This window comes from Polaromonas sp. YR568 (genome assembly GCF_943371715.1).
In the GTDB taxonomy this organism is placed as follows: domain Bacteria; phylum Pseudomonadota; class Gammaproteobacteria; order Burkholderiales; family Burkholderiaceae_C; genus Polaromonas.
In genome coordinates this window covers 1-21,901 of the sequence record NZ_CALRVW010000040.1, presented here as the reverse complement: position 1 = coordinate 21,901, position 21,901 = coordinate 1, and the positions used below count along the sequence as shown (strand labels likewise).

The following is a 21,901-nucleotide window of genomic DNA, read 5'->3' as shown; positions in this document are numbered from 1 at the left end:
CGGCCGTACTCCCCAGGCGGTCAACTTCACGCGTTAGCTTCGTTACTGATCCAGTGAAGGACCAACAACCAGTTGACATCGTTTAGGGCGTGGACTACCAGGGTATCTAATCCTGTTTGCTCCCCACGCTTTCGTGCATGAGCGTCAGTACAGGTCCAGGGGATTGCCTTCGCCATCGGTGTTCCTCCGCATATCTACGCATTTCACTGCTACACGCGGAATTCCATCCCCCTCTACCGTACTCTAGCTCTACAGTCACAAATGCCATTCCCAGGTTGAGCCCGGGGATTTCACATCTGTCTTATAGAACCGCCTGCGCACGCTTTACGCCCAGTAATTCCGATTAACGCTCGCACCCTACGTATTACCGCGGCTGCTGGCACGTAGTTAGCCGGTGCTTATTCTTACGGTACCGTCATGGGCCCTCTTTATTAGAAAGAGCCTTTTCGTTCCGTACAAAAGCAGTTTACAACCCGAAGGCCTTCTTCCTGCACGCGGCATTGCTGGATCAGGCTTTCGCCCATTGTCCAAAATTCCCCACTGCTGCCTCCCGTAGGAGTCTGGGCCGTGTCTCAGTCCCAGTGTGGCTGGTCGTTCTCTCAAACCAGCTACAGATCGTCGGCTTGGTGAGCTTTTACCTCACCAACAACCTAATCTGATATCAGCCGCTCCAATCGCGCGAGGTTCTTGCGAATCCCCCGCTTTCATCCTTAGATCGTATGCGGTATTAGCGTAAATTTCTCTACGTTATCCCCCACGACTGGGCACGTTCCGATATATTACTCACCCGTTCGCCACTCTCGAGTATTGCTACTCTACCGTTCGACTTGCATGTGTAAGGCATGCCGCCAGCGTTCAATCTGAGCCAGGATCAAACTCTTTAGTTTAATCACTGCAATAATTTTCAACTCCCCGCATTTGACTGCGGGAAGAAACTCATAAAAACGGAATTGATGAGAAATCTTGACGATTTCACATTTTCTATCTCTATGAGCGTTTAAGGTCAGAAGACCTGGCTGATCAGCTTTAACACTGACTTCGCCTGGCAATCGCCTTCAAACGCCCATACTTATCGGCTGTAAATTTTTAATGATCCTGACTACTTTCGTCACCGCTTTCGCTGCTTCGTTTTCGCCGTTAGCTGTAATCAGCTGAGCCTCAAATTATATACCGGATTTTTCGTCACAGTCAAACTTTTTTGAAGCTTTTTTTCTCTGCCTTCTGACTGGAGCCGCCTTTGGCGACTCGCTGTTTCATCAGCAGAGCCATCGATTATAGCACTGTTTTTCGGGGGTGGCGAGAAAAGATGTTGAAAAACGCACTGTGAGCCCGTGCCTTCACACCCTCCCCGCCCGAGACCGCCTCCCCCACGCCAGGTGGAACTAGAGAACCAGCGGCAGGGACCGCAACCTCGTGCCGGTCAGTGCAAACAGCGCGTTGGCCACGGCGGGCGCGAGCGGAGGCACGCCCGGCTCCCCCACTCCGCCGGGCGGCCGTGTGCTGGCCACCAGATGGGTCTGAACCAGAGGCGCCTGCGCCAGCTGCAGCATCGGGTAGTCGGGGAAGTTCTTCTGCTGCACCACGCCGTCGTGGATGTCCACCTTGCCGTACAAGGCGGCGGTGAGCGCAAACACCACCGCGCTTTCCATCTGCTGGGCGACGATGCCGGGGTTGACCACGGTACCGCAATCAATCGCACACACAACCCGGTGCACCCGCGCCTGACCATTAACCAGCGAGACCTCGGCCACCTGCGCCACGATGGAGCCAAAAGATTCATGCAGTGCGATGCCCCTGGCCCGCCCCGGGGGCAGTTTCCCACCCCAGCCGGCCTGGCTCGCAGCCATCTCCAGCACGGCCAGGTAGCGCGGAGCCTCCCTGAGCAGTTGCCGGCGCAGGGCCAGCGGGTCCTGCTGCACCGCAAGCGCCAGCTCGTCGATAAAACATTCCGAGAAGAAGGCATTGTGCGAATGGCCGACCGAGCGCCAAAACCCCACCGGCACACTGTTGCGGGTGGCCACATGCGACATGTGCTGGTGGGCAAAGCCGTAAGGCAGGTCGAACAGGCCCTCCGCCGTAGTTTTGTCGGGCGTATCGACCGGCCCGGCCAGCGCGGGCGCACCGCGTTCCAGCCAGCGCGGCGTGATGGCGTCGCCAGCCGACCGGATCCGCAGGCTGACCGGCTGGCCCTGGGCGTCAATCGCCGCCACCAGCCTGGCCACCTGCATGGGCCGGTAGAAGTCGTGGGTGGTGTCCTCCTCCCGGGACCAGTTCAGCTGGACCGGGCGGCCGCCGCACTCCAGGGCCACCCGGACCGCCTGGGCGATGTAGTCCACCTCCAGCCGGCGGCCAAAGCCGCCTCCCAGCAGGGTGACGGTGACGCTGACATCTTCCAGCGCCACGCCAGCCACCCGCGCCGCGATCGCCGCACCCATCTGCGGCACCTGGGTCGGCACCCAGAGCAACACCTTGCCGTCCCGGACCTGGGCGGTGCAGTTCATGGGCTCCAGCGTGGCGTGCGCCAGATAGGGTGCGCGATACAGCGCCTCCAGCGTGCGCGCGGCGCCCGCCTCGGCCTGGGCCACCGAGCCCTTTTCGTAAAAGGTGAAGCCCTCTTTACTGTCTTGCCCGTCTTCCCCCTGGAGCGCCGCTTCCAGCGCGCGCCCGATCTGGCGCGAGTCAAGGGCGCCGGCGGGTCGCTGCTGCCAGTCCACCGGCACCGCCTGCGCCGCCTGCTGGCATTGCCACCAGCTTTTCCCCACGACGGCAAAGCCCGCGGTGGAGCCGGCATAAGCGGGCAGGCGCACCAGGCGCTCCACCCCCGACATGGCCAGCGCTGCGTTCACATCAATAGACCCCGGTGCACCGCCCAGCATGGGACACAGGCGGATCGCCGCGTAAAGCATGCCGGGCAAACGCACATCGAGCCCGAAGCGGGCCGTGCCGTCGACCTTGGCGGGAACGTCCTTGCGCTCTGCGTTCCGGCCAATCACCTTCCAGTCCTTGCGCGCCTTGAGTGTCACGCTGCCCGGCGGCGTGGCGGCGGCAAAACGGGCCAGCTCACCGTAATGAGCGGATTTGCCCGACGGGTGCGAAATCACGCCGTTGCTGACCGAAAACTCGGCCACCGGCAGGCGCCACTGCAGCGACGCCGCCCCCAGCAGGGAGGCGCGCGCGGTGGCGGCGGCCGTGCGCAGCACCAGCCAGGCGTCGGCCACACTGCTTGAGCCGCCGGTGGCGTTGATGCCCAGCTCCCGCGCCAGCTTGCGGACCACCCATTCGCCCGCCCTGACCTTGAGCGGGCGCTCTTCGAGCTCGAAGGGATGAAAAGGCAGGCCGGCGACCAGCATCGCCACATTGCCGTAAATGCTGTCGGCGCCGGCCTGCTCAAGATGGACACGCGACAGCGGCACATCCAGTTCCTCGGCCACCAGCATGGGCAGGGCCGTGTGAACGCCCTGGCCCATCTCGCTGCGCGCCATGGCCAGCACCACCGAACCGTCGGCGGTAATCTTGATCCAGCCGTTGAGCGCCACCTCCCCGTCGGCCGGCGGCCAAAGCCGGCCGGAACCGGTGCGCGAGCGTGGTGGCAGCGCGCCCCAGCCCACAATCAGGGCACCGGCAGCGCCCGCCGCGCTGAGCAGCCAGGTCCGCCTTTTCATGAACGCTTCTTCACCGGCGCCCGGGTCACGCCCATGCCTGCGGCGCGCTTGATCGCCAGGCGGACGCGCTGGTAGGTGCCGCAGCGGCAGATGTTGGTCATGGCCGCATCAATGTCGGCGTCGGTCGGTTTCGGCGTCTTTTCCAGCAGGGCTGCCGCCGCCATCAACATGCCGGACTGGCAATAACCGCACTGCGGCACCTGTTCGGCGATCCAGGCCTGCTGCAGCGCGTGCGGCCTGGCGGGCGTGCCCAGCGCCTCGATGGTCTGGATGCGCTTGCCGGCCAGGGTGGCCACCGGCGTGACACAGGCGCGCACCGCCTGCCCATCCACCCGCACGGTGCAGGCGCCGCAGGCCGCCACGCCGCAGCCAAACTTGGTGCCTGTCATGTTGAGCAGGTCGCGCAGCACCCAGAGCAGCGGCATGGCCGGGTCGGCGTCCACCTGCACGGCCTGGCCGTTGATGAGTAGTTCCATAAAAGGTCCGGTGGTGGCGGGCAGGCACGGCGCAAACGGCCGCCCGCCGCTGATGTCCCTTGCACTATAGCCAGCCGGCCCCCATCTCCCAAAGCCCGAAAACCAGCATGCGAAATGGCGCACCCGGATAATCCCTGACAACATGGCATTAATTACCCTTCTTGACGCTCAACTCGCTTTTGGGCACGTCGCACTGCTGGACCACGCAGATTTTTCACTGGAACCGAACCAGCGCATTGGCCTGATCGGCCGCAACGGGACGGGCAAATCATCCCTGCTCAAAATCCTCGCGGGCCTGGAAAAGCCCGATGACGGCACCTTGCAGCTGCAGCAGAACCTGCGCATCGCCTACGTGCCGCAGGAGCCCAGCCTGGACCCGCACGCTACTGTTTTCATAGCTGCCAGCGCAGGGCTGGCAAGGACCCGGCATGTGGTGGAGCTGTATCTGGCGGCCGACGAACACACCGACCTGGACGCCCTGCAGTCGGAAATCGAGGCGCTGGACGGCTGGAACTGGGAGCAGCGCGTGGAGGAAACCCTGCACCGTCTGCACCTGGACAAGGACGCCATCGTCGGCTCGCTCTCGGGCGGCACCAAAAAGCGCGTGGCCCTGGCCCAGGCGCTGGTCGCCAAGCCCGACGTGCTGCTGCTCGACGAGCCGACCAACCACCTGGACCTCGACTCGATCGCGTGGCTGGAGGAGTTGCTGGTCAATTTCAACGGCAGCATCATCACCATCACCCATGACCGGGCCTTTCTGGACCAGGTCGCGACCGTCATCGTCGAGCTGGACCGCGGCAAGCTGCTCAGCTACCCCGGCAACTTTGCACAGTACCTGCTGCAAAAGGAAGAGCAGATGGCGCAGGAAGCCGTCATCAACGCCAAGGCCGACAAGCTGCTGGCGCAGGAAGAGGTGTGGATCCGCAAGGGCGTGGAAGCGCGCCGCACCCGCAGCGTGGCGCGTATCGGCCGGCTCGAAGCCCTGCGCGACAACCGCTCGGCGCGGCGCGATGCAGTGGGCCGCGTCAACCTGGACGTCTCCAGCGGCGACAAGAGCGGCAAGATCGTGGCCGAACTGACCAACGTGACGAAAAGTTTTGGCCACCCGGGGGCCTCCAAAATCATCGTCAACGGTTTCAGCGCGACCCTGCTGCGCGGCGACAAGGTGGGCCTCTTGGGCCCCAACGGCGCCGGCAAAAGCACGTTGCTCAAGCTGATTCTCGGCGAGTTGCAGCCCGACGTGACCCTGCCGCCCGGCAAGGTGCGCCAAGGCGCGAACCTGCAGGTGGCCTACTTCGACCAGATGCGCGACGCGCTGGACCTGGACGCGACGCTGGAAGACTTCATCAGCCCCGGCAGCGAATGGGTCGAGATCAATGGCCAGAAAAAACACGTCAAGAGTTACCTGACCGACTTCCTGTTCAGCCCTGAACGCGCCCGCTCCCCGGTGCGCAGCCTGAGCGGCGGCGAACGCAACCGCCTGCTGCTGGCACGCCTGTTCGCGCGGCCGGCCAACGTGCTGGTGCTCGACGAGCCGACCAACGACCTGGACATCGACACGCTGGAACTGCTGGAAGACCTGCTGCAGAACTACGAAGGCACGGTGTTCCTGGTCAGCCATGACCGGCGCTTTCTCGACAACGTGGTCACCAGCACGATTGCCTACGAGGGCACGCCGGGCAACCCGGGTTTCTGGCGCGAGTACGAGGGCGGCGTGACGGACTGGATCACCCAGTCCAAACGTGCGGCCCAGCTGACCGGTGGCAACAAGGCAGCAGCCGCGGCGGCCGCCTCCAGCGCCAAAAATGCAGGCAAAAACACGCCGGAGCCCAGCAAGGACGCGCGCGAGCCGCTATCAAAAAAGAAGCTCAGCTACAAGGAACAGCGCGAACTCGACGGCTTGCCGGCGCAGATCCAGCAGCTCGAGTCGCAGCAGAAGGCGATCGAGCAGGAGTTGTTTGACGGCACGCTGTACACCACGAACGCCAAACGTGCGGCCGAACTGAACGCCCGCAACACCAAGATCGAGGAAGAACTGATGGCGGCGCTGCAGCGCTGGGAGGTCCTGTCCAGTTAGCGGGGCCACCCTGGGGGTCGGGTAAAACACCTACAGGATTTCGCGCCGGTGTCGGGGCGTGCAGCCCCCTTTGAAACAGCAGCCTGCGCTACAGTGGCAGCATTCTCCAGAACTGAGCCAATGCCCCCACGTACGCCGCCTCCCGCCCGCCTGCTTGTTGCCCCCTGGCGCTGGATCGCTGCGCTGATGCTGGGCCTGTGGCTGACCGGCTGCGCCTCGCTGCCCAGCGAGGTGGACCGGCCGGTCTCGACGGCCCTGGCCGACCCGACGGAAACCCGCATCGGCCGGGCGGTGCAGGCCCGTGCTGCGCAGGCCGAAACCCACAATGATTCCGGCTTTGCGCTGGTCAACAGTGCCGAACTGGCCTTCACCAGCCGGATGGCGCTGATCAATGCCGCGCAGAAAACACTGGACATCCAGTATTACGCGATCCATGCCGACGAGACCACGCTGCGGATGTTTGACGCGCTGCGCGCCGCGGCCGCGCGCGGCGTGCGCATCCGCATCCTGCTCGACGACTTCAACACCGCCGGCAAAAATGCCCAGGTGCTGAAACTCGCTTTTGAAAAAAACATCGAGCTGCGCCTGTTCAATCCCCTGCCGGGCGGGCGTGGATCGCTGTTTTTCCGCATCCTCGGCTCGCTGAAGGACATGGACCGCCTCCAGCGGCGCATGCACAACAAGATTTTTGTCGCCGACAACGCGGTCGCCATCACCGGCGGGCGCAACCTCGGTGAAACCTATTTCGGCCAGGGCGAGTCCACCAACTTCATCGACGCCGATGTGCTGGCGGCCGGGCGCATCGTGCGCGAGCTCTCGCGCAGCTTTGACCTGTACTGGAACAACCCGCTGGCCTACCCGGTGGAGTCGCTGATGACCGCCGCGCAGCTGGAGGCCCTGAAGCCGCGACCGGCCGCAGCCGCAGCAGCCTCACCGGCCGGCCAGGCCGCGCCCGTCAACGGCGAAACCAGCACTTCGGCAGGGGGCCATGCCACCGGCGCGGCCCCGGACAAACCCGCGAAGTCCGCCGTGCGCACGGTCACCGCGCTCGACGGATCGGTCAGCGTGGCCGAGCCCTTGCCCGACAGCACCAACCTGGCGCTGCTCGAATGGATCTGGGCGCCGTCGACGCTGCTGGTCGACAAGGCCTCCAAGATCGCCGCGGATGCCGATGAAGTGGAAGCGTCGCAGGACACCACGGTCGATGGCCTGCTGCAGCTGATGGCAGAGGCCAAAAGCGACCTGCTGATCGTTTCGCCCTACTTTGTGCCGGGCCAACGCATGATGGAGCAGTTCGCGGCCATCCGGCAAAAAAACGTGCGCATCCGGGTGCTGACCAACTCGCTGGCGTCCAACGACGCGCCTGCCGCCCATGTCGGTTATGCCCGCTACCGCAAGGACCTGCTGGGCCTGGGCATTGAACTCTATGAAATGCGCGCCGAACAGGAAGGCACGCTGAGCGGCTTCAGCTCGCTCGGCAGTACCGGCTCGGCCGGCGGCTCACGCGCCAGCCTGCACGCCAAGATCGTGGTGCTGGACGACAGCCTGCTGGTGATCGGGTCCATGAACCTGGACCTGCGCTCCCAGCTGCAGAACAGCGAGGTGGCGCTGGTGATCCGCAGCCGCAAACTCTCGGCCGACACCACCCGGCTGATTGAACCGGCGCTCGCCAAGGGCGCCTACAAGGTCGAACTGGACAACGGCCAGCTGGTCTGGCGCGCGCCGCAAGGTTCGCAGCTGAAAGACTCGCGCACGGAGCCGGACGCGAGCCTGGGGCTCAAGCTCATGCTCACGCTGATCGGACCGCTGGCGCCCGACGAGATGCTCTGAGCGGCCACGCGGCTTTCCCGCGGCACAGGCGGCCAGTCGCCCGATGGCCGGCGCCGTCAGTACTTCAGGCCGACCGTCATCTCCAGGTTTTTCCCGTCGTAGGGAAAGCTGGCGGCCGCAAACGAGGGGGCCCCGAGCAGGGCGCTGGCGTCGTTTGAAAAGCCGTAGCCTTCCACCGGGATGCCCAGCCAGTTCACATCCAGCTTGCCGTTCATGTTTTCATCATGCACCACGGCCAGCGCATAACTTCCCGGCGCGATGTCTTCAAAGTCGCAGCGTGCCTGCCGGTCCCGGACCTTGATGACCATGATCTGGGTGGCGGCGTGCAGGTATTCGGTCGGAAACCCCACCGCCGACTCGAACAGCGCGCAGGCCACGGCGCCTGTGCTGCTGCGGATGTCCAGAATCTTCACGTGGATGCCGGGGCAGGCCGGCTGCGCCAGCAAGCTGACCGGCAGGAGCGCAACCAGCAGCATGGACCACGCTGCCCACCGGCGGCGACGCGTCGGGCGCGCGGCGCCGGCGGCGAACCTGCTCATCTCTCTAATCTTGCGCACTGGCTGATTCATGGTCTTCCTCGCAATCCGGATGGCGGATGCCGGGATGCAGGTGCGGCTTCGCTGCCAACTTCACCTCACCGGCGAGCGCGTCTTCAGCGATTTTGCGTGTTCTGGCCCGGAAAAACCATCGGAAAGGCGGCTGATGCCGGCTGGCAAGCAGGCCCTGGATGGCCGGCCCGGCCCCCTCAGGCTTCCGGCGTGTCCGTATCCCTCAGGCCGTCGCGCAGCCCCTTGCGCGCGGCGGCCGCCAGCGCCCCGTACCGGGTCCTGAACGCGTCCAGCGACTCTTCGTTCAGTTCCTCCAGGTCGAGCAGCGCGTTATGGGCGCCCTGGGTGGCGCGTATCAGTTCGTCCAGCTTGATCTGGATCGCCTCCGTGTCGCGGTTCTGCGAGTTCTGGATCAGGAACACCATCAGGAAGGTGATGATGGTGGTGCCGGTGTTGATGACCAGCTGCCAGGTGTCGCTGAAGCCGAACAGCGGGCCGGTGACGATCCAGGCGAGGATCACCAGCAGCGCCATGAAAAAGGTGGCCGGTCGGCCGGCGTAACGCGAGGCAGCCTTGGCGGCGTTCGAATACCAGTTGCTCTTGCTTGCCATGGTGTGTTTCCGAAAAATCAGGTGAGGCTGGACGGGCGGACATCGGGCAACCCGATGTTGCACCACATGTGAATCTTGGCAACGTAGCCTGGACCGGCAGCGACGGCATAGGGCTCGACACCGTAGGGGACAAACCCACAGCTGGCATACAGCGCGCAGGCCGCGTCGTTGCCCTGCGTGACGGTGAGCTGGACCAGGCGCACGCCAAGGCGCCCGGCCGCCTGCGCCAGCACGGCCTGCACCAGCCGGCGCCCCAGCCCCTGCTGGCGGCACCGGGCCGGCACATACATGCCGAAGAGGGTGGCCTTGTGGCGCAGCTTCTCGCGCGACTCGAACGACAGGCCGGCGACGCCAGCGAGCCGGTCGTCCTGAAAAACACCGAGCACCCGCTCGGCGGCCAGCGGCTCCTCGCTGAGCCGCGACTGCCACCACGACAGCGGCAGCGCGGCACGCTCGGCAACGCTGGAGCTGAAGGCGTCGGGGTGCAGGGCATAGGCCTCGAGCATCAGCGCCCGGTAGTCGGTCGCATGCACAGGCCGGAGCGGCTCGATCAGCATGAAGGGGCTCCTTGCATCTGGCCGGCCCGGACAGCCTGGACTGCTATTGATTCAATAGCTGCTTGCGCCCGTCCATCAAGGGCTGGTGGCCAAAAACACATGAAGACTTGAAGACAGCTCACTTCATGCTGTCCCGCAGCCGCGCAAACACCTTCCAGAAGGCCGCCTCCTGCGTCGTCGCAAAGTTGATGCGCATCAGGGTGCTGGGCTTGCGCACCGCGTGAAACAGCGCACCGGGCGCGATCAGGTAACCCTCGTCGAGCATGCGCTGCGCCAGCGCGTCGGTGTCCACCCCGGTCTCCACCCAGCCGAACAGGCCGGCGGGTTCCGCCGCAAAACTGCAGCCGTGCGCCAGTGCCAGCTTGACGCTGCGCGCGCGCGCCGCGTCCAGCCGCGTGCGTATGCGTTCGGCGTGGCGGCGCAGCTGGCCCTGGTCGATGCACCAGGCCAGCGCTTTTTCCAGCAGCGCGGGTGTGGTCAGCGTGCCCAGCAGTTTGGTGTCGAGCAGGCGCTCCACCAGGTCGGGCGGCGCGGCCATGAAACCGACGCGCCAGCCGGGCGCGAGGATCTTGGCAAACCCACTGACATAAATCGTGCGCTGCAGGCCGTCGAGCGCACACAGCCGCGTCGCATGTTCGGGCGCCAGGTGGCTGTAGGTGTCGTCCTCGACGATGTGGAAGTTGTGCTGGTTGGCCAGCTGCAGCACCCGGTGCGCGCTGCCCGGCGCCAGGCAATAACCGGTCGGGTTGTGGAACACGCTGACGCTGACAAACAGCTTCGGGCTGTGCAGCGCGCAGTACTGCGCCATGACCTCCAGGTCCGGCCCGTCGGCGCGCCGCGGCACCGGCAGGATGCGCATGCCCAGCGCGTCGAGCCGGGCAAACTCCACCGCCCAGCCGGGCTCCTCGACCATCACGCAGTCGCCGGCGCGCAGCAGCGTGCGGCTCACGATGTCCAGCGCATGGGTGGCGCCCACACTGGTGATGATCTGCTCGGGCACCGCATGCACATTGAGCGCGCTGAGTTTTTGCGAGAGCGCGCGGCGCAGGCCGCTGTCGCCCATGGGTTCGCCATAACTGAGTGAAAACTCGCGCAGCGCGCTGCCGCTGGTGACCCTGCGCACCGCCGCCGGCATGAAGCTGGTCTCCAGCCACTCGGGCGGAAACACGCCCATGCCCGGTTGCGGCTTGTTGCTGACCTTGTGGAACATGCCGCGTATCAGCGCGGTGGCATCCACCGGCGCCTGCCGGCTCGCCATCCAGGTCGCGGTGCTCCAGCTGCTCAGCGGCGGCGAGGTGTCAGGTGCGTCGGCCTCCAGCGCCCCGGTCGCTCCCTTTTTTGTAGCAACCTGCACTGGATGGGCTGGCGCCGGGACGGCATTGAACGATGCATCGCGGACAAAAAACCCGCGGTTCCGTCGCGCCACCACCAGGCCCTGCGCCTGCAACTGGTCATACGCCGCCACCACAGTGGACACACTGACGCCCTGCTGCCCGGCACACAGGCGCACCGAGGGCAGGCGCGCGCCGGGCGCCAGCAGGCGGCTGCGAATACGCTCGGCAAACCGTGCGCTGAGCTGCTCGGTCAGGGACTGGGAAGCGGTTTTCATCAACATGGCGGACCCCGGCGACACCGGTGCAAGGCAACACCGGCGTCCTGTGTGCTGACAATTTGACCAGCACAGTTTGAAAATTTGTCACTCCAACTGTGTTGGTAGTGTGCTGGCTTGAACTATAAAGTCTGGGTCATGAATTGGCAAGAATTTACAGCCCTGCTGGTGCTGGCGACGGCGATGAGTTTCTCGCCCGGCCCCAACACCACCCTGTCCACCGCACTGGCGGCCAACCACGGCCTGCGCCGTGCCATGCCTTTTGTCTGCGCGGTGCCGGTCGGCTGGGGCGTGCTGCTCAGCCTGTGTGCGCTGGGCCTGGGCGCGCTGCTGCTGGCGATTCCGCTGCTGGGCCTGGCGATCAAGGCGATCGGCGTGGTTTACCTGCTCTGGCTGGCCTCGAAGATCGCACGCTCGCGTCAGCTCAGCGAGGCTGACGCAGAACGCATGAACGTCGGCTTCTGGCAGGGCGCGGCGCTGCAGTTCGTCAACATCAAGGCCTGGATGCTGGCGCTGGCGATTGTCAGCGGCTGGATCGCCGGGCGCAGCGACCCCGGCCTGCGTTTTGCCGTGGTGCTGCCGGTGATGCTGGCCTATGCCTTTGCCAGCAACCTGCTCTATGCGCTGGCCGGTTCGCTGCTGCGCGAGTGGCTGTCCGGGCCCGCAGGCAGCGGCCGTCGTCTGGTCTGGTTCAACCGCGCGATGGCGGCGGTGCTGGTGGCCACCGCGGTCTGGATGCTCTTCCTATGACACCGCAACAGATCAACAAGGGCCTGTGGCTGGGCCTGCTGGGCATCGTGATATTTGCCGTGACCCTGCCGATGACGCGCCTGGCCGTGGGCACGCCCGAGGCGCCGCAGATGTCGGGCGTGTTCATCGCGCTGGGCCGGGCCGTGGTCGCAGCCGCGTTGTCGGCCGTGTTTCTGCTCGCCACACGCGCACCGCTGCCGCAGCGGCAGGACTGGCTGCCGCTGGCCATCACGGCCGGCGGCGTCGTATTCGGCTTTCCGCTGTTCACGTCCATCGCCATGCGTTATGTCGAGGCCATGCATGCCAGCGTGATCGTCGGTGTGCTGCCGCTGGCCACCGCCGCCGTCGGCGCCCTGCTGCACCGCCAGCGGCCCTCGGCCGGTTTCTGGCTCTGCGCGGCCCTCGGCAGCGCGCTGGTGGTGGTATTTGCCGTGCTGCGCTCCGGCAGCGCCGCCGGCCTGTCCATCCATTTCGCAGACCTTCTGCTGCTGGCCGGCATGTTGTGCGCGGCCGTCGGTTACGGCTACGGCGCGCGGCTGTCGCAGCACATGCAGGCCGAACATGTGATCTGCTGGGCGCTGCTGATCTCCCTGCCCCTGACACTTCCGCTGGCGCTGCTGAGTTGGCCCCAGGCGGCGATCAAGACCAGCGCCTGGGCCGGCTTTGCCTACCTCGGGGTGTTTTCGATGTGGCTGGGCTTTTTTGCCTGGTACCGCGGTCTGGCGCTGGGCGGCACGGTGCGTGTCAGCCAGGTGCAGTTGGTCCAGCCCTTCTTGTCCATGCTGTTTGCGGTGCCGCTGCTCGGTGAGCGCCTGGACGCAGTCACCGTGGGTTTTGCCCTGGCCGTGATTGCCACCGTGTTCATCGGCAAACAGATGCCGGTGCACACCGCCCGTCTGGAGCCCGCCGCATGAAGATGACCGATGTCCCCTTTGGCACCACCGACTGGGCGGCGATCCCGCAGACCGAACATCCGGCGCAGGCCGGCCAGGCCTTCTGGCGCACGCAGCAGTTTGGCGAGGTGCGCGTGCGCATGGTCGAGTACACGCCCGGTTACGTGTCCGACCACTGGTGCAGCAAGGGCCACATCCTGCTGTGCCTGGCGGGTGAACTACACACCGAACTCGACAACGGCAGTGTGTTTGTGCTGCTTCCCGGCATGAGTTACCAGGTGGCCGACGGGGCCGAGGCGCACCGCTCCAGCGCCCCCAAAGGTGCGACACTGTTTATCGTGGATTGACGACAGAAAAGAGAACAACGATGGAAGGAAGCAACATGCACTGGACCCTGGCCGCACGCGCCGAAAAAATGAACCCCTCGGTGATCCGCGAGATCCTCAAGGTCACCGAAAAACCCGGCATCATCAGTTTTGCCGGCGGCCTGCCCTCGCCCAAGACCTTTCCGGTCAGCGCGTTTGCCGAGGCTTGCGCCAAGGTCTTGCGCGAAGATGGGCCGGCGGCCCTGCAGTACGCCGCCAGCGAAGGTTACGGCCCGCTGCGCGAGATGGTGGCAGCCGGCCTGCCCTGGAAAGTGGACCCGGCGCAGGTACTGATCACCACCGGCTCGCAGCAGGGCCTGGATCTGCTGGCCAAGATCCTGATCGACAAGGGCAGCCCCATCCTGGTGGAAACGCCGACCTACCTTGGCGCGCTGCAGGCCTTCACGCCGATGGAGCCGGAAGTCATCAGCGTGGCCAGCGACGACGAAGGCATTGATGTGGATGACCTCGCGCGCAAGGCCAAAGGCGCGCGCTTCGTCTATGTGCTGCCCAACTTCCAGAACCCGACCGGCCGCACCATGAGCGAAGCGCGCCGTACCGCGCTGTCGGCGCGCGCCGCCGAACTCGGTCTGCCCATCGTGGAAGACAACCCCTATGGCGACCTCTGGTTCGACACGCCGCCACCGCTGCCGCTGAGCGCCCGCCACCCGGACGGCTGCCTCTACCTCGGTTCCTTTTCCAAGGTGCTGGCGCCCGGCCTGCGCTTGGGCTTTCTGGTGGCGCCGAAAGCGCTGTACCCCAAGCTGCTGCAAGCCAAGCAGGCGGCTGACCTGCACAGCCCCGGCTTCAACCAGCGCATGGTGGCCGAGGTGATGAAGGACGGCTTCCTGGACCGCCACGTGCCGACCATTCGCGCGCTCTACAAATCGCAGCGCGACGCCATGCTGGCCGCGCTGCAACGCGAGATGCCGTCGGACGTCAGCTGGAACACCCCCGACGGCGGCATGTTTTTGTGGGCGCGGTTGCCGGCCGGCATGAACGCGGTGGCGCTGCTGCCCAAAGCCGTTGATAAAAACGTGGCCTTTGTGCCAGGCGCCGCGTTTTACGCCGACAACGCCGACGAACGCACCCTGCGCCTGTCTTTTGTGACGGCCAGCATCGCGCAGATCAACACGGGTATTGCTGCGCTCGCGGCAGCGATCCGGGAGAGCCGTCCCGGCGCGGTCAGTGCAGAACACACAGCGGACGCGGTGGAGGCCAAATAGATGCTCAAGATCTGGGGGCGCATGAGCTCCATCAATGTCAAGAAGGTGGTGTGGACGGCGCAGGAGCTGGGCCTGGACCTCCAGCGCACCGAAGCCGGCGGCCTGTTCGGCCTGGTCAAGACGCCCGAGTACATGGCGCTGAATCCCAACTCGCTGGTGCCGGTGATCGAGGACGAGGGCTTTGTGCTGTGGGAGTCCAACGTGATCGTGCGTTACCTGTGCGCCCGGCATTCCGCCGGAGAGATGTACCCGACCGACCTGCGTGAGCGTTTTGACGCCGAGCGCTGGATGGACTGGCAGCAGACCACGCTGAACCCGGCCAGCCGCCCCGGCTTCTGGCAGCTGGTGCGCACGCCGCCCGAGCAGCGCGATGCCGCGCTGCTTGCCGAATCCAATACCGCGGTCGAGGCGCTGATGGCGATGCTGGACGCCCACCTCGCGCAGCGCCACTTCATGGTCGGCGAGCGTTTCACCGTGGCCGACATTCCCGTGGCCTGCGAGGTGCACCGCTGGTTCGGCCTGCCGCAGCCGCGCCAGAGCCGGCCCCACCTCGAACGCTGGTACGACCAGCTGTGCGCCCGGCAGGCCAGCAAGGGTGTGCTGGACCTGGCACTGTCCTGACCGCTTCCACCTTCCCCACTTTCCCTCTTCACCTTCCGGTCCCGCACCATGAAAACCAGGCCTTTCAAACAAGTTGACGTCTTCACCGACCAGCCCTATTTCGGCAACCCGCTGGCCGTGGTGCTGGACGGCAGCGGCCTGGACGACGAAGCCATGCAGCGTTTCGCGCGCTGGACCAACCTCTCGGAAACCACCTTTGTGCTGCCGACTGTCGATTCCGCGGCCGACTACCGCGTGCGCATCTTCACGCCGGGTGGCGAACTGCCTTTTGCCGGCCACCCCACACTGGGCAGTTGCCACGCCTGGCTGCAGGCCGGCGGTACGCCCAAGCGCCTGGATTTCATCGTGCAGGAATGCCAGGTCGGCCTGGTGAACATCCGGCGCGAAGGGGAGCGGCTGGCCTTTGCCGCGCCGCCGCTGCAGCGCTCGGCGCCCAGCCCTGCGGTGCTGGCGCAAGTGGCCGCCGCCCTCGGCCTGAAAGCGCCACAAATCCAGGCCGCGCAGCTGCTCGACAACGGACCGGTCTGGCTGGGCCTGCTGCTGGACAGCGCCGACACCGTGCTGCAGCTGCAACCGGATCACGCCGCACTCAAGAAACATGGCCTCAAAGTGGGTGTAGTCGGCGCCCATCCTGCGCAGGCAGCTCCTGTTTTGATAGCGCGCGCCAACCGCGAAGCGCGCGCTTTTTCCGGCAGTACACACCCAAGCCCCGCAGAAGCAGCCGCGGCAGACTTTGAGGTGCGGGGTTTTGCAGCGCCCATCGGCATCGAGGAAGACCCGGTCACTGGCAGCCTGAACGCCAGCGTGGCGCAATGGCTGATCGCCGAAGGCCACGCGCCCGAGCGTTATGTGGCCGCGCAAGGCACTTGCCTGGGCCGCGCCGGCCGCGTCTACCTGACGCGCGAGACCGATGCCCAGGGTTCAACCCAGGCCACTTCGACGGGCTCAGGACAGGTCTGGGTCGGCGGTCAATCGGTCACCTGCATCGACGGCACGGTGACGCTGTGAGCCACGCCCAGGTCGATCACCTGGTCGTCGTGGCTGGCACGCTGGCGCAGGGTGTGGCCTGGTGCGAGGACACCCTGGGCATCACGCCAGGCCCCGGCGGCGAACACCCGCTGATGGGCACGCACAACCGCCTGTTCAGCGTGGCCGGCCCGGCCTTCCCGCGCGCCTACTTTGAAATCATTGCGATCCAGCTCGGCGTCACGCCCCTCAGGGCGGCAGGCACACACCGCTGGTTCGACATGGACGACCGCGATCTGCAGGCGCGTGTGGCCCGTGACGGCCCGCAGCTGGTGCATTTTGTCGCCAGCGTGCCGGGCGTGCTGACGGCCGTCAAGGCCCTGGCCGCCCTCGGGCTGGACCGCGGCAGCGTCGTGGCCGCCTCGCGCCAGACCGCGACGGCGCTGCTCCAGTGGCGCATCACCGTGCGCGATGACGGCCAGCGGCTGTTCTACGGCGGCCTGCCGACCCTGATCCAGTGGGGCGAGGCTGGCGAAGACCCGGCGCGCGCCGCCCACCCGCTGGACGCCATGGCGCCCTCGGGCGTGACGCTGCAGGCGCTGCAGGTCCGCCACCCGCGCCCCGACAAGCTGCAGGCGGCGCATGCCGCCATCGGGCTGGCCGGTGTGGCAATCACGCCAGGCGCGCCCAACCTCATCGCCACCCTGCAAACACCGCGTGGCCTGGTCACGCTGGAATCGAAAGGCGTCTGAATGTTCCGTACGCAAGTCCTTGCTCCGCCCGCCACCCGACCCGGTAACCGCTCCGGGAGCGGCCTGCCCGACCTGCCCGCCATCGAAGCCGCGGCCCGTGTGGTCTACCGGGAGTTCCAGGCCACGCCGCAATACCGCTGGGGCCTGTCGAGCCAGCGCCTGGGCACCGACTGCTGGATCAAACACGAGAACCACACGCCGGTCGGCGCCTTCAAGCTACGCGGCGGACTGACCTACTTCGATGCGCTCAAACAGCGCGGCGCCCTGCCGGCAGAAGTGGTCAGCGCCACGCGCGGCAACCACGGCCAGAGCATAGGCTGGGCGGCACGAGCGCATGGCGTGGCCTGCACCATTGTGGTTCCGCACGGCAACTCGCTGGAGAAAAACGCCGCCATGCGCGCGCTCGGCGTCACCCTGATCGAACACGGCGAGGACTTCCAGGAAAGCCGCGAGTTCGCGATGCGCCTGGCGACCGAACGCGGCGCCCACATGGTGCCGAGTTTTCACGCCGACCTGCTCAGCGGCGTCAGCACCTACTGGTGGGAGTTTTTGCTGGCGGTGCCGCAGCTCGATGTGGTCTATGTGCCGATCGGCCAGGGCTCGGGCGCGTGTTCGGCGATTGCCGCCAAACTGGCGCTGGGGCGAACGCTGCGCATCGTCGGCGTCGTCAGTGCCCACGCCACCACCTACGCCGACTCGCTCGCCGCCGGCCGCGTCGTCGAGGCGCCGGTGAGCACGCAACTGGCCGACGGCATGGCCTGCCGCATCGCGGACCCGGCCGCACTCGACATCCTGCTGCCGCACCTGGACCACATCGTGCAGGTCAGCGACGACGAGGTTGCGCAGGCCATGCGCGACCTGTATGCCGACACCCACAACGTCGCCGAAGGTGCGGGCGCCGCGAGTTTTGCGGCCGCCATGCAGGAGCGCGCGCAGCTCCAGGGCCAAGTGGTGGGCACCACGCTGTGCGGCGGCAACGTGGACAGCGCCACTGTCGCGAAAGTATTGAGCCCCCACGCTTCTCGCTTCGCGTAGTACGCGAGGCCTTGCAGGCCGCGGCTCGCGAGACGCTTCGCCTCTGTCGCCTGTCCAAAGCTGCTCAAGCAGCTTTGGAGCCGCAGGCTCCAGCCCCTCGGGGCGCTGCGCCTGCGGACTGGCAAAGCCAGATCCGCGGCCCCCGCTGATCTGGGTCCTTTTCGCGCTGACCGTCGCACGCGTGACTGGGTGCGGCTTCAGTGGGCGCCACAATTTACCCATGGGAACCCTATACCTCGTGCGCCACGGCCAGGCCTCGTTTGGCGCTGAAAACTACGATGTGCTGAGCAGCATGGGGCACCGGCAGAGCGTGCGCCTGGGGGAGTACTTCAAATACAAGGGCGTGACCTTCGACGCGGCGCTGACCGGCACCCTGAATCGCCAGATCCAGACCTTTGCCGGCATCTGCGAAGGCATGGGCATGGCGCTCGACGCCTTGCGGCAGCCCGGGCTCAACGAATACGACGCCGAGGCGGTGATCGCGGCCATCCATCCGGCCCAACTCGACAAACCGACCTCGCCCGAGATGTACCGCAGCCATTTCCGCCTGCTCAAGGACGGCCTGGCGCAATGGATGGCCGGTGTGGTCAGCCCGCGCGGCATGCCCAGTTACACCGATTTTGTGGCGGGCATCACCGGGGTGCTGGATCACGTCAAGACCAGCTACACCGGCAACGTGTTGCTGGTCTCCAGCGGCGGCCCGATTGCCACCGCGGTGGGCCATGTGCTGGGCACCAGCCCCGAAGCCACCATCGACCTGAACCTGCGCATCCGCAACTGCTCGGTGACCGAGTTTGCGTTTACCCCCAAGCGCCACATGCTGGTGACCTACAACACGCTGCCGCACCTGGATGCGCCGGAACACGCGGAGTGGATCACCTACTCATAGGGTCTGGCCGGTGCGTCCCGCGTGGAGGCGCCCAGCCATTGCAGATAGGCGCTTGAGCCCGCGGTCACCGGCAACTGGAGAATCTCGGGCGTCTCATACGGGTGATGGGCAAGAATGAACGTTTCCACCTGCGCATACAGCGTCGCGCGGGTCTTGACCAGCAGCAGGTATTCGGCTTCGCGCCGGCTCTGAACCTGCCAGACATAAAAACTCTTCACCGGCATCACCTGCACACAGGCGGCCAGCTGCGCTTCGACCAGTTGCTGCGCCAATACTTCCGCCGCGGCCTCGCTGCCCACGGCCGTCATCACCATGCAGACCGCGTCCATGGACTGACTGGCCCTAGCGCGGCGTGGTACCGGCCACGCGCCAGATGACATTGCCCACGTCGTCGGCCACCAGCAGCGCGCCGCGTTTGTCGAGGGCCACACCGACCGGCCGGCCATAGGCCTTGCCATCGGGGCTGATAAAACCGGTCAGCACATCGACGGGTTTGTCCGAGGGCTTGCTGCCGATGAAGGGCACGAACACCACCTTGTAGCCGCTCAGCGGCTTGCGGTTCCACGAGCCATGCTGGCCGACAAACACGCCACTGGCCAGCGAGCTGGGCAGGGTGTTGCCTTCGGCAAACACCATGCCCAGCGGCGCGACGTGGGCGCCCAGCGCGTAATCGGGCGCGATGGCCTTGGCCACCAGGTCCGGCCGCTGCGGCGCCACGCGCACATCGACCGTCTGCCCGTAATAGCTGTAGGGCCAGCCGTAAAACGCGCCGTCTTTCACCGAGGTCAGGTAGTCGGGCACCAGGTCGCTGCCGATCTCGTCGCGCTCGTTGACCACAGTCCAGAGGGTGCCGTCCGGCGCCCAGCCCATGCCATTGGGATTGCGCAGGCCGGAAGCAAACAGCCGGCGCGTGTTGGTCTTGGGGTCGACTTCGTGGATGGCGGCACGGTCGGTCTCGATGTCCATGCCGTTTTCGCCGATGTTGCTGTTCGAACCCACGGTGACATACAGCTTGCTGCCGTCGCGGCTGGCAATCACGTTTTTGGTCCAGTGGTGGTTGATGCCGGCCGGCAGGTCCACCACCTTGACCGGCGTGGCCGTGATGGCGGTCTGGCCCTCTTCATACGGCACCTTGACCAGCGCATCGGCATTGGCAATGAACAGCTCCTTGCCCACCAGCGCCATGCCAAACGGCGAGTTCAGGCCCTGCAAAAACACCGTGCGGGTTTCGGCCTTGCCGTCGCCGTCCACATCGCGCAGCAGCGTGATGCGGTTGGCACTCGGCACGCCCGCACCGGCACGTTTCATGACCACCCCCGTGATCCAGCCCTTGATGCTGAAGCCGGCGTCGGGCCGGGGCGGCTTGTTGCTCTCGGCCACCAGCACGTCACCGTTGGGCAAGGTGTAGACCCAGCGCGGATGGTCCAGCCCGGTGGCCAGGGCAGTCACCGTGGTGCCGGCCATGGACTGCGGCATCATGCCCTGGGGCCAGCCGTGGGCCGGCGCGATGTTGACGGTGGGGATCAGCGACTTGACCGGCTCGGGCAACGTGGGTGTGATGCCCACATCGGCGCCGGCAGGCAGTTTGGTCGTGTCGCCACAGGCGCTCAGGCCCAGTACCAACGCGGCGCACAGCGGCAACAGCACGAAACGGGTAACACGGGAGGCGGGGCGGGCAACAGGCAGGACGGGCATGGAGAATCCTTGTTCGATAAAGGGCTGCGCTTGAGGGTCGCGCGCATCCTGTTGATTGTTGGCCGGGCGGCCGCTGCGTGCTGTCAGCTGATGTCCCCAGTTTTTGTCAGGACGGCCGCGCGGCGCTTCAGGCCAGCGGGGGAAGTTGCCGGACCTCGTGCAGCAGCTGCGCCAGTGCCTGCCCGCTGGCCTGCAACACCGCCAGGCCTTTGTCGGCCGTGGCCGCCGCGGCATTGCCGGCCGCGCCCAGCGGGTTCAGGTCCTGCGCGGCCCAGGCCAGCTTGGCGCTGCTGCCATTGCCGAGGATGGCGTGTTGCCGCGCCCGGTCCTGGCTGCTGGAGTGAAAGTTCTGCGCCAGCGCCATGTCCACCTTGTGCGGATGCAGCGCCAGCATCATGGAGGTTTCGACGTCGCCGCCGTGCACGCCGAAGCGTTCTTCGTCAGGGCCGAACAGCTGTTTCACGGCAAGCGGCAGCGGCAGGCTGAAGGTGTTGACGATGAACACCGTCATGCCGAAACGGGCCCGCAGCTCTCGGCCCACAATGTCCAGCGTGGAGACATTGCCGCCGTGCGCATTGAGAAATACCAGCTTTTTGATGCCGGTGCGCGCGACCGACTCACCGAGGTCGATCCAGCTCTGGATCAGGGTGGCCGCGCCCAGGGTCAGGGTGCCGGGAAAGGTGATGTGCTCGATGCTGCGGCCAATGCTCTGCGTCGGCAAAAACAGCACCGGGGCATTTTGCAGATGCGGCAGGCAGTGCGCGATCACGCCGTTGACCAGGTCGGTGTCCACGCTGAGCGGAAGGTGCGGACCATGCTGCTCGATCGCGGCGACCGGCAACACGGCGACGGTCGCCGTCGCATCGAGGCGGGCGAAGTCGGGGCTTTTGAGGTCGGCCCAGAAATGGGGGAAAGGTGCGGGGGCGAGGGGCGCGGGGTTCATGGGCGTATTTTGGGCCATTCTGCGCTGGGGGTCTCCCGCCGTTCCGGCTGAGCTTGTCGAAGCCGGTGCAAGTTTGGACGCCGGTTGCACCTCAGGCAAGCCGGGTCTCGCCCCGGCGGGCGAGGCACTTTTCGTTGCGTCGCCAAAGAAAAGTACCCAAAAGAAAGGCGACCCGATGGTCCGGGTCCCCTGCGCTACGCTCCGGGGCAACCTGCGGTGCTCGACAAAAGCGGGGTCTCGCTCGAACTCGGCTTCGCCTCAGACAATCGCGAGCCCTGATCCGCTTTTGCCTGCGCTCCTCGGCCCAGCCCGACGGGTTGGGGGAACGGATACCGAAAACCAATACCAAGGCGGGGAGGCGAGGACGCGCTTTGCGCGTCTTCGCCGGAGCCCGGT

At 65.9% G+C, this 21,901-nt stretch carries 20 protein-coding genes and 1 rRNA gene; 11 read left to right on the top strand and 10 right to left on the bottom strand.

The window, feature by feature from the left end; genetic code table 11:
* From AAG813_RS19075 to AAG813_RS19065, 3 genes are all read right to left on the bottom strand, one after another.
* Nucleotides 1–887, bottom strand: a 16S ribosomal RNA gene (locus AAG813_RS19075); the annotation flags it as partial.
* A 495-nt stretch (nt 888–1,382) separates the two neighbouring features.
* On the bottom strand, nt 1,383–3,662 hold the full coding sequence (locus tag AAG813_RS19070) for a molybdopterin cofactor-binding domain-containing protein (protein ID WP_341917607.1): 2,280 nt from the start codon (nt 3,660–3,662) through the stop codon (nt 1,383–1,385).
* A complete protein-coding gene (locus AAG813_RS19065; protein WP_341917605.1) occupies nt 3,659–4,138 on the bottom strand; it encodes a (2Fe-2S)-binding protein in 480 nt (159 codons plus the stop codon). The genes AAG813_RS19070 and AAG813_RS19065 overlap by 4 nt, the downstream gene beginning before the upstream one ends.
* A gap of 142 nt (nt 4,139–4,280) precedes the next feature.
* On the opposite strand from AAG813_RS19065, the gene AAG813_RS19060 reads away from it, so the two are divergent.
* Both AAG813_RS19060 and AAG813_RS19055 read left to right on the top strand, forming a co-directional pair.
* A complete protein-coding gene (locus tag AAG813_RS19060) occupies nt 4,281–6,215 on the top strand; it encodes an ATP-binding cassette domain-containing protein (protein WP_341917603.1) in 1,935 nt (644 codons plus the stop codon).
* Nucleotides 6,216–6,335: 120 nt separating this feature from the next.
* Entirely contained in the window at nt 6,336–8,045 is a 1,710-nt protein-coding gene (locus AAG813_RS19055; RefSeq protein WP_341917602.1) for a phospholipase D family protein, read from the top strand.
* Between the two features lie 56 nt (nt 8,046–8,101).
* On the opposite strand, the gene AAG813_RS19050 is transcribed toward AAG813_RS19055, so the two are convergent.
* The 4 genes from AAG813_RS19050 to AAG813_RS19035 form a co-directional block, all read right to left on the bottom strand.
* The gene (locus tag AAG813_RS19050; RefSeq protein ID WP_341917601.1) at nt 8,102–8,584 is read right to left on the bottom strand and encodes a DUF2141 domain-containing protein; all 483 of its coding nucleotides are present in this window, start codon (nt 8,582–8,584) and stop codon (nt 8,102–8,104) included.
* A 206-nt stretch (nt 8,585–8,790) separates the two neighbouring features.
* Nucleotides 8,791–9,204 carry a low affinity iron permease family protein gene (locus AAG813_RS19045; RefSeq protein WP_341917600.1) on the bottom strand — a complete coding sequence of 138 codons (414 nt, stop codon included), beginning with the start codon at nt 9,202–9,204 and terminating at the stop codon, nt 8,791–8,793.
* 17 nt (nt 9,205–9,221) lie between these two features.
* Nucleotides 9,222–9,761 (bottom strand): GNAT family N-acetyltransferase, encoded by a 540-nt coding sequence (locus AAG813_RS19040; RefSeq protein ID WP_341917599.1) that lies wholly within the window; start codon nt 9,759–9,761, stop codon nt 9,222–9,224.
* A gap of 118 nt (nt 9,762–9,879) precedes the next feature.
* Nucleotides 9,880–11,376 carry a PLP-dependent aminotransferase family protein gene (locus AAG813_RS19035; protein WP_341917597.1) on the bottom strand — a complete coding sequence of 499 codons (1,497 nt, stop codon included), beginning with the start codon at nt 11,374–11,376 and terminating at the stop codon, nt 9,880–9,882.
* 132 nt (nt 11,377–11,508) lie between these two features.
* Between AAG813_RS19035 and AAG813_RS19030 the strand changes: the two genes are divergently transcribed.
* From AAG813_RS19030 to AAG813_RS18990, 9 genes are all read left to right on the top strand, one after another.
* On the top strand, nt 11,509–12,120 hold the full coding sequence (locus AAG813_RS19030; RefSeq protein ID WP_341917595.1) for a LysE family translocator: 612 nt from the start codon (nt 11,509–11,511) through the stop codon (nt 12,118–12,120).
* A complete protein-coding gene (locus tag AAG813_RS19025) occupies nt 12,117–13,034 on the top strand; it encodes a DMT family transporter (protein WP_341917593.1) in 918 nt (305 codons plus the stop codon). Before AAG813_RS19030 ends, AAG813_RS19025 begins: the two co-directional genes overlap by 4 nt.
* The gene (locus tag AAG813_RS19020; protein WP_341917592.1) at nt 13,031–13,360 is read left to right on the top strand and encodes a DHCW motif cupin fold protein; all 330 of its coding nucleotides are present in this window, start codon (nt 13,031–13,033) and stop codon (nt 13,358–13,360) included. Before AAG813_RS19025 ends, AAG813_RS19020 begins: the two co-directional genes overlap by 4 nt.
* Nucleotides 13,361–13,380: 20 nt before the next feature.
* Complete coding sequence (locus tag AAG813_RS19015; RefSeq protein ID WP_341917591.1) at nt 13,381–14,604, top strand: PLP-dependent aminotransferase family protein; 1,224 nt, start codon at nt 13,381–13,383, stop codon at nt 14,602–14,604.
* Complete coding sequence (locus AAG813_RS19010) at nt 14,605–15,225, top strand: glutathione S-transferase (RefSeq protein WP_341917589.1); 621 nt, start codon at nt 14,605–14,607, stop codon at nt 15,223–15,225. It begins immediately after the preceding gene.
* Nucleotides 15,226–15,273: 48 nt separating this feature from the next.
* The gene (locus AAG813_RS19005) at nt 15,274–16,233 is read left to right on the top strand and encodes a PhzF family phenazine biosynthesis protein (RefSeq protein WP_341917587.1); all 960 of its coding nucleotides are present in this window, start codon (nt 15,274–15,276) and stop codon (nt 16,231–16,233) included.
* Nucleotides 16,230–16,943, top strand: a complete 714-nt coding sequence (locus AAG813_RS19000; RefSeq protein ID WP_341917585.1) for a VOC family protein — start codon at nt 16,230–16,232, stop codon at nt 16,941–16,943. Before AAG813_RS19005 ends, AAG813_RS19000 begins: the two co-directional genes overlap by 4 nt.
* Complete coding sequence (locus AAG813_RS18995) at nt 16,944–17,978, top strand: threonine dehydratase (RefSeq protein WP_341917583.1); 1,035 nt, start codon at nt 16,944–16,946, stop codon at nt 17,976–17,978.
* A 220-nt stretch (nt 17,979–18,198) separates the two neighbouring features.
* Entirely contained in the window at nt 18,199–18,867 is a 669-nt protein-coding gene (locus AAG813_RS18990; RefSeq protein WP_341917582.1) for a histidine phosphatase family protein, read from the top strand.
* Here the strand turns inward: AAG813_RS18990 and cutA are convergent.
* The 3 genes from cutA to AAG813_RS18975 form a co-directional block, all read right to left on the bottom strand.
* Nucleotides 18,858–19,196 (bottom strand): divalent-cation tolerance protein CutA, encoded by a 339-nt coding sequence (cutA, locus tag AAG813_RS18985; RefSeq protein ID WP_341917581.1) that lies wholly within the window; start codon nt 19,194–19,196, stop codon nt 18,858–18,860. The two genes, AAG813_RS18990 and cutA, sit on opposite strands and share 10 nt — an antisense overlap.
* A 13-nt stretch (nt 19,197–19,209) precedes the next feature.
* Nucleotides 19,210–20,562 carry a sorbosone dehydrogenase family protein gene (locus AAG813_RS18980; RefSeq protein WP_341917580.1) on the bottom strand — a complete coding sequence of 451 codons (1,353 nt, stop codon included), beginning with the start codon at nt 20,560–20,562 and terminating at the stop codon, nt 19,210–19,212.
* Nucleotides 20,563–20,689: 127 nt separating this feature from the next.
* Nucleotides 20,690–21,505, bottom strand: coding sequence for a creatininase family protein (locus AAG813_RS18975; protein WP_341917578.1), 816 nt, complete (start codon nt 21,503–21,505; stop codon nt 20,690–20,692).
* Nucleotides 21,506–21,901 lie beyond the last annotated feature (396 nt).

What these genes read in the sequence shown, in the direction of transcription:
- AAG813_RS19070 (WP_341917607.1), bottom strand. Translation starts at nt 3,662, where the DNA reads ATGAAAAGGCGGACCTGGCTGCTCAGCGCGGCGGGCGCTGCCGGTGCC.
- AAG813_RS19065 (WP_341917605.1), bottom strand. Translation starts at nt 4,138, where the DNA reads ATGGAACTACTCATCAACGGCCAGGCCGTGCAGGTGGACGCCGACCCG.
- AAG813_RS19060 (WP_341917603.1), top strand. Translation starts at nt 4,281, where the DNA reads ATGGCATTAATTACCCTTCTTGACGCTCAACTCGCTTTTGGGCACGTC.
- AAG813_RS19055 (WP_341917602.1), top strand. Translation starts at nt 6,336, where the DNA reads ATGCCCCCACGTACGCCGCCTCCCGCCCGCCTGCTTGTTGCCCCCTGG.
- AAG813_RS19050 (WP_341917601.1), bottom strand. Translation starts at nt 8,584, where the DNA reads ATGAGCAGGTTCGCCGCCGGCGCCGCGCGCCCGACGCGTCGCCGCCGG.
- AAG813_RS19045 (WP_341917600.1), bottom strand. Translation starts at nt 9,204, where the DNA reads ATGGCAAGCAAGAGCAACTGGTATTCGAACGCCGCCAAGGCTGCCTCG.
- AAG813_RS19040 (WP_341917599.1), bottom strand. Translation starts at nt 9,761, where the DNA reads ATGCTGATCGAGCCGCTCCGGCCTGTGCATGCGACCGACTACCGGGCG.
- AAG813_RS19035 (WP_341917597.1), bottom strand. Translation starts at nt 11,376, where the DNA reads ATGTTGATGAAAACCGCTTCCCAGTCCCTGACCGAGCAGCTCAGCGCA.
- AAG813_RS19030 (WP_341917595.1), top strand. Translation starts at nt 11,509, where the DNA reads ATGAATTGGCAAGAATTTACAGCCCTGCTGGTGCTGGCGACGGCGATG.
- AAG813_RS19025 (WP_341917593.1), top strand. Translation starts at nt 12,117, where the DNA reads ATGACACCGCAACAGATCAACAAGGGCCTGTGGCTGGGCCTGCTGGGC.
- AAG813_RS19020 (WP_341917592.1), top strand. Translation starts at nt 13,031, where the DNA reads ATGAAGATGACCGATGTCCCCTTTGGCACCACCGACTGGGCGGCGATC.
- AAG813_RS19015 (WP_341917591.1), top strand. Translation starts at nt 13,381, where the DNA reads ATGGAAGGAAGCAACATGCACTGGACCCTGGCCGCACGCGCCGAAAAA.
- AAG813_RS19010 (WP_341917589.1), top strand. Translation starts at nt 14,605, where the DNA reads ATGCTCAAGATCTGGGGGCGCATGAGCTCCATCAATGTCAAGAAGGTG.
- AAG813_RS19005 (WP_341917587.1), top strand. Translation starts at nt 15,274, where the DNA reads ATGAAAACCAGGCCTTTCAAACAAGTTGACGTCTTCACCGACCAGCCC.
- AAG813_RS18995 (WP_341917583.1), top strand. Translation starts at nt 16,944, where the DNA reads ATGTTCCGTACGCAAGTCCTTGCTCCGCCCGCCACCCGACCCGGTAAC.
- AAG813_RS18990 (WP_341917582.1), top strand. Translation starts at nt 18,199, where the DNA reads ATGGGAACCCTATACCTCGTGCGCCACGGCCAGGCCTCGTTTGGCGCT.
- cutA (WP_341917581.1), bottom strand. Translation starts at nt 19,196, where the DNA reads ATGGACGCGGTCTGCATGGTGATGACGGCCGTGGGCAGCGAGGCCGCG.
- AAG813_RS18980 (WP_341917580.1), bottom strand. Translation starts at nt 20,562, where the DNA reads ATGCCCGTCCTGCCTGTTGCCCGCCCCGCCTCCCGTGTTACCCGTTTC.
- AAG813_RS18975 (WP_341917578.1), bottom strand. Translation starts at nt 21,505, where the DNA reads ATGAACCCCGCGCCCCTCGCCCCCGCACCTTTCCCCCATTTCTGGGCC.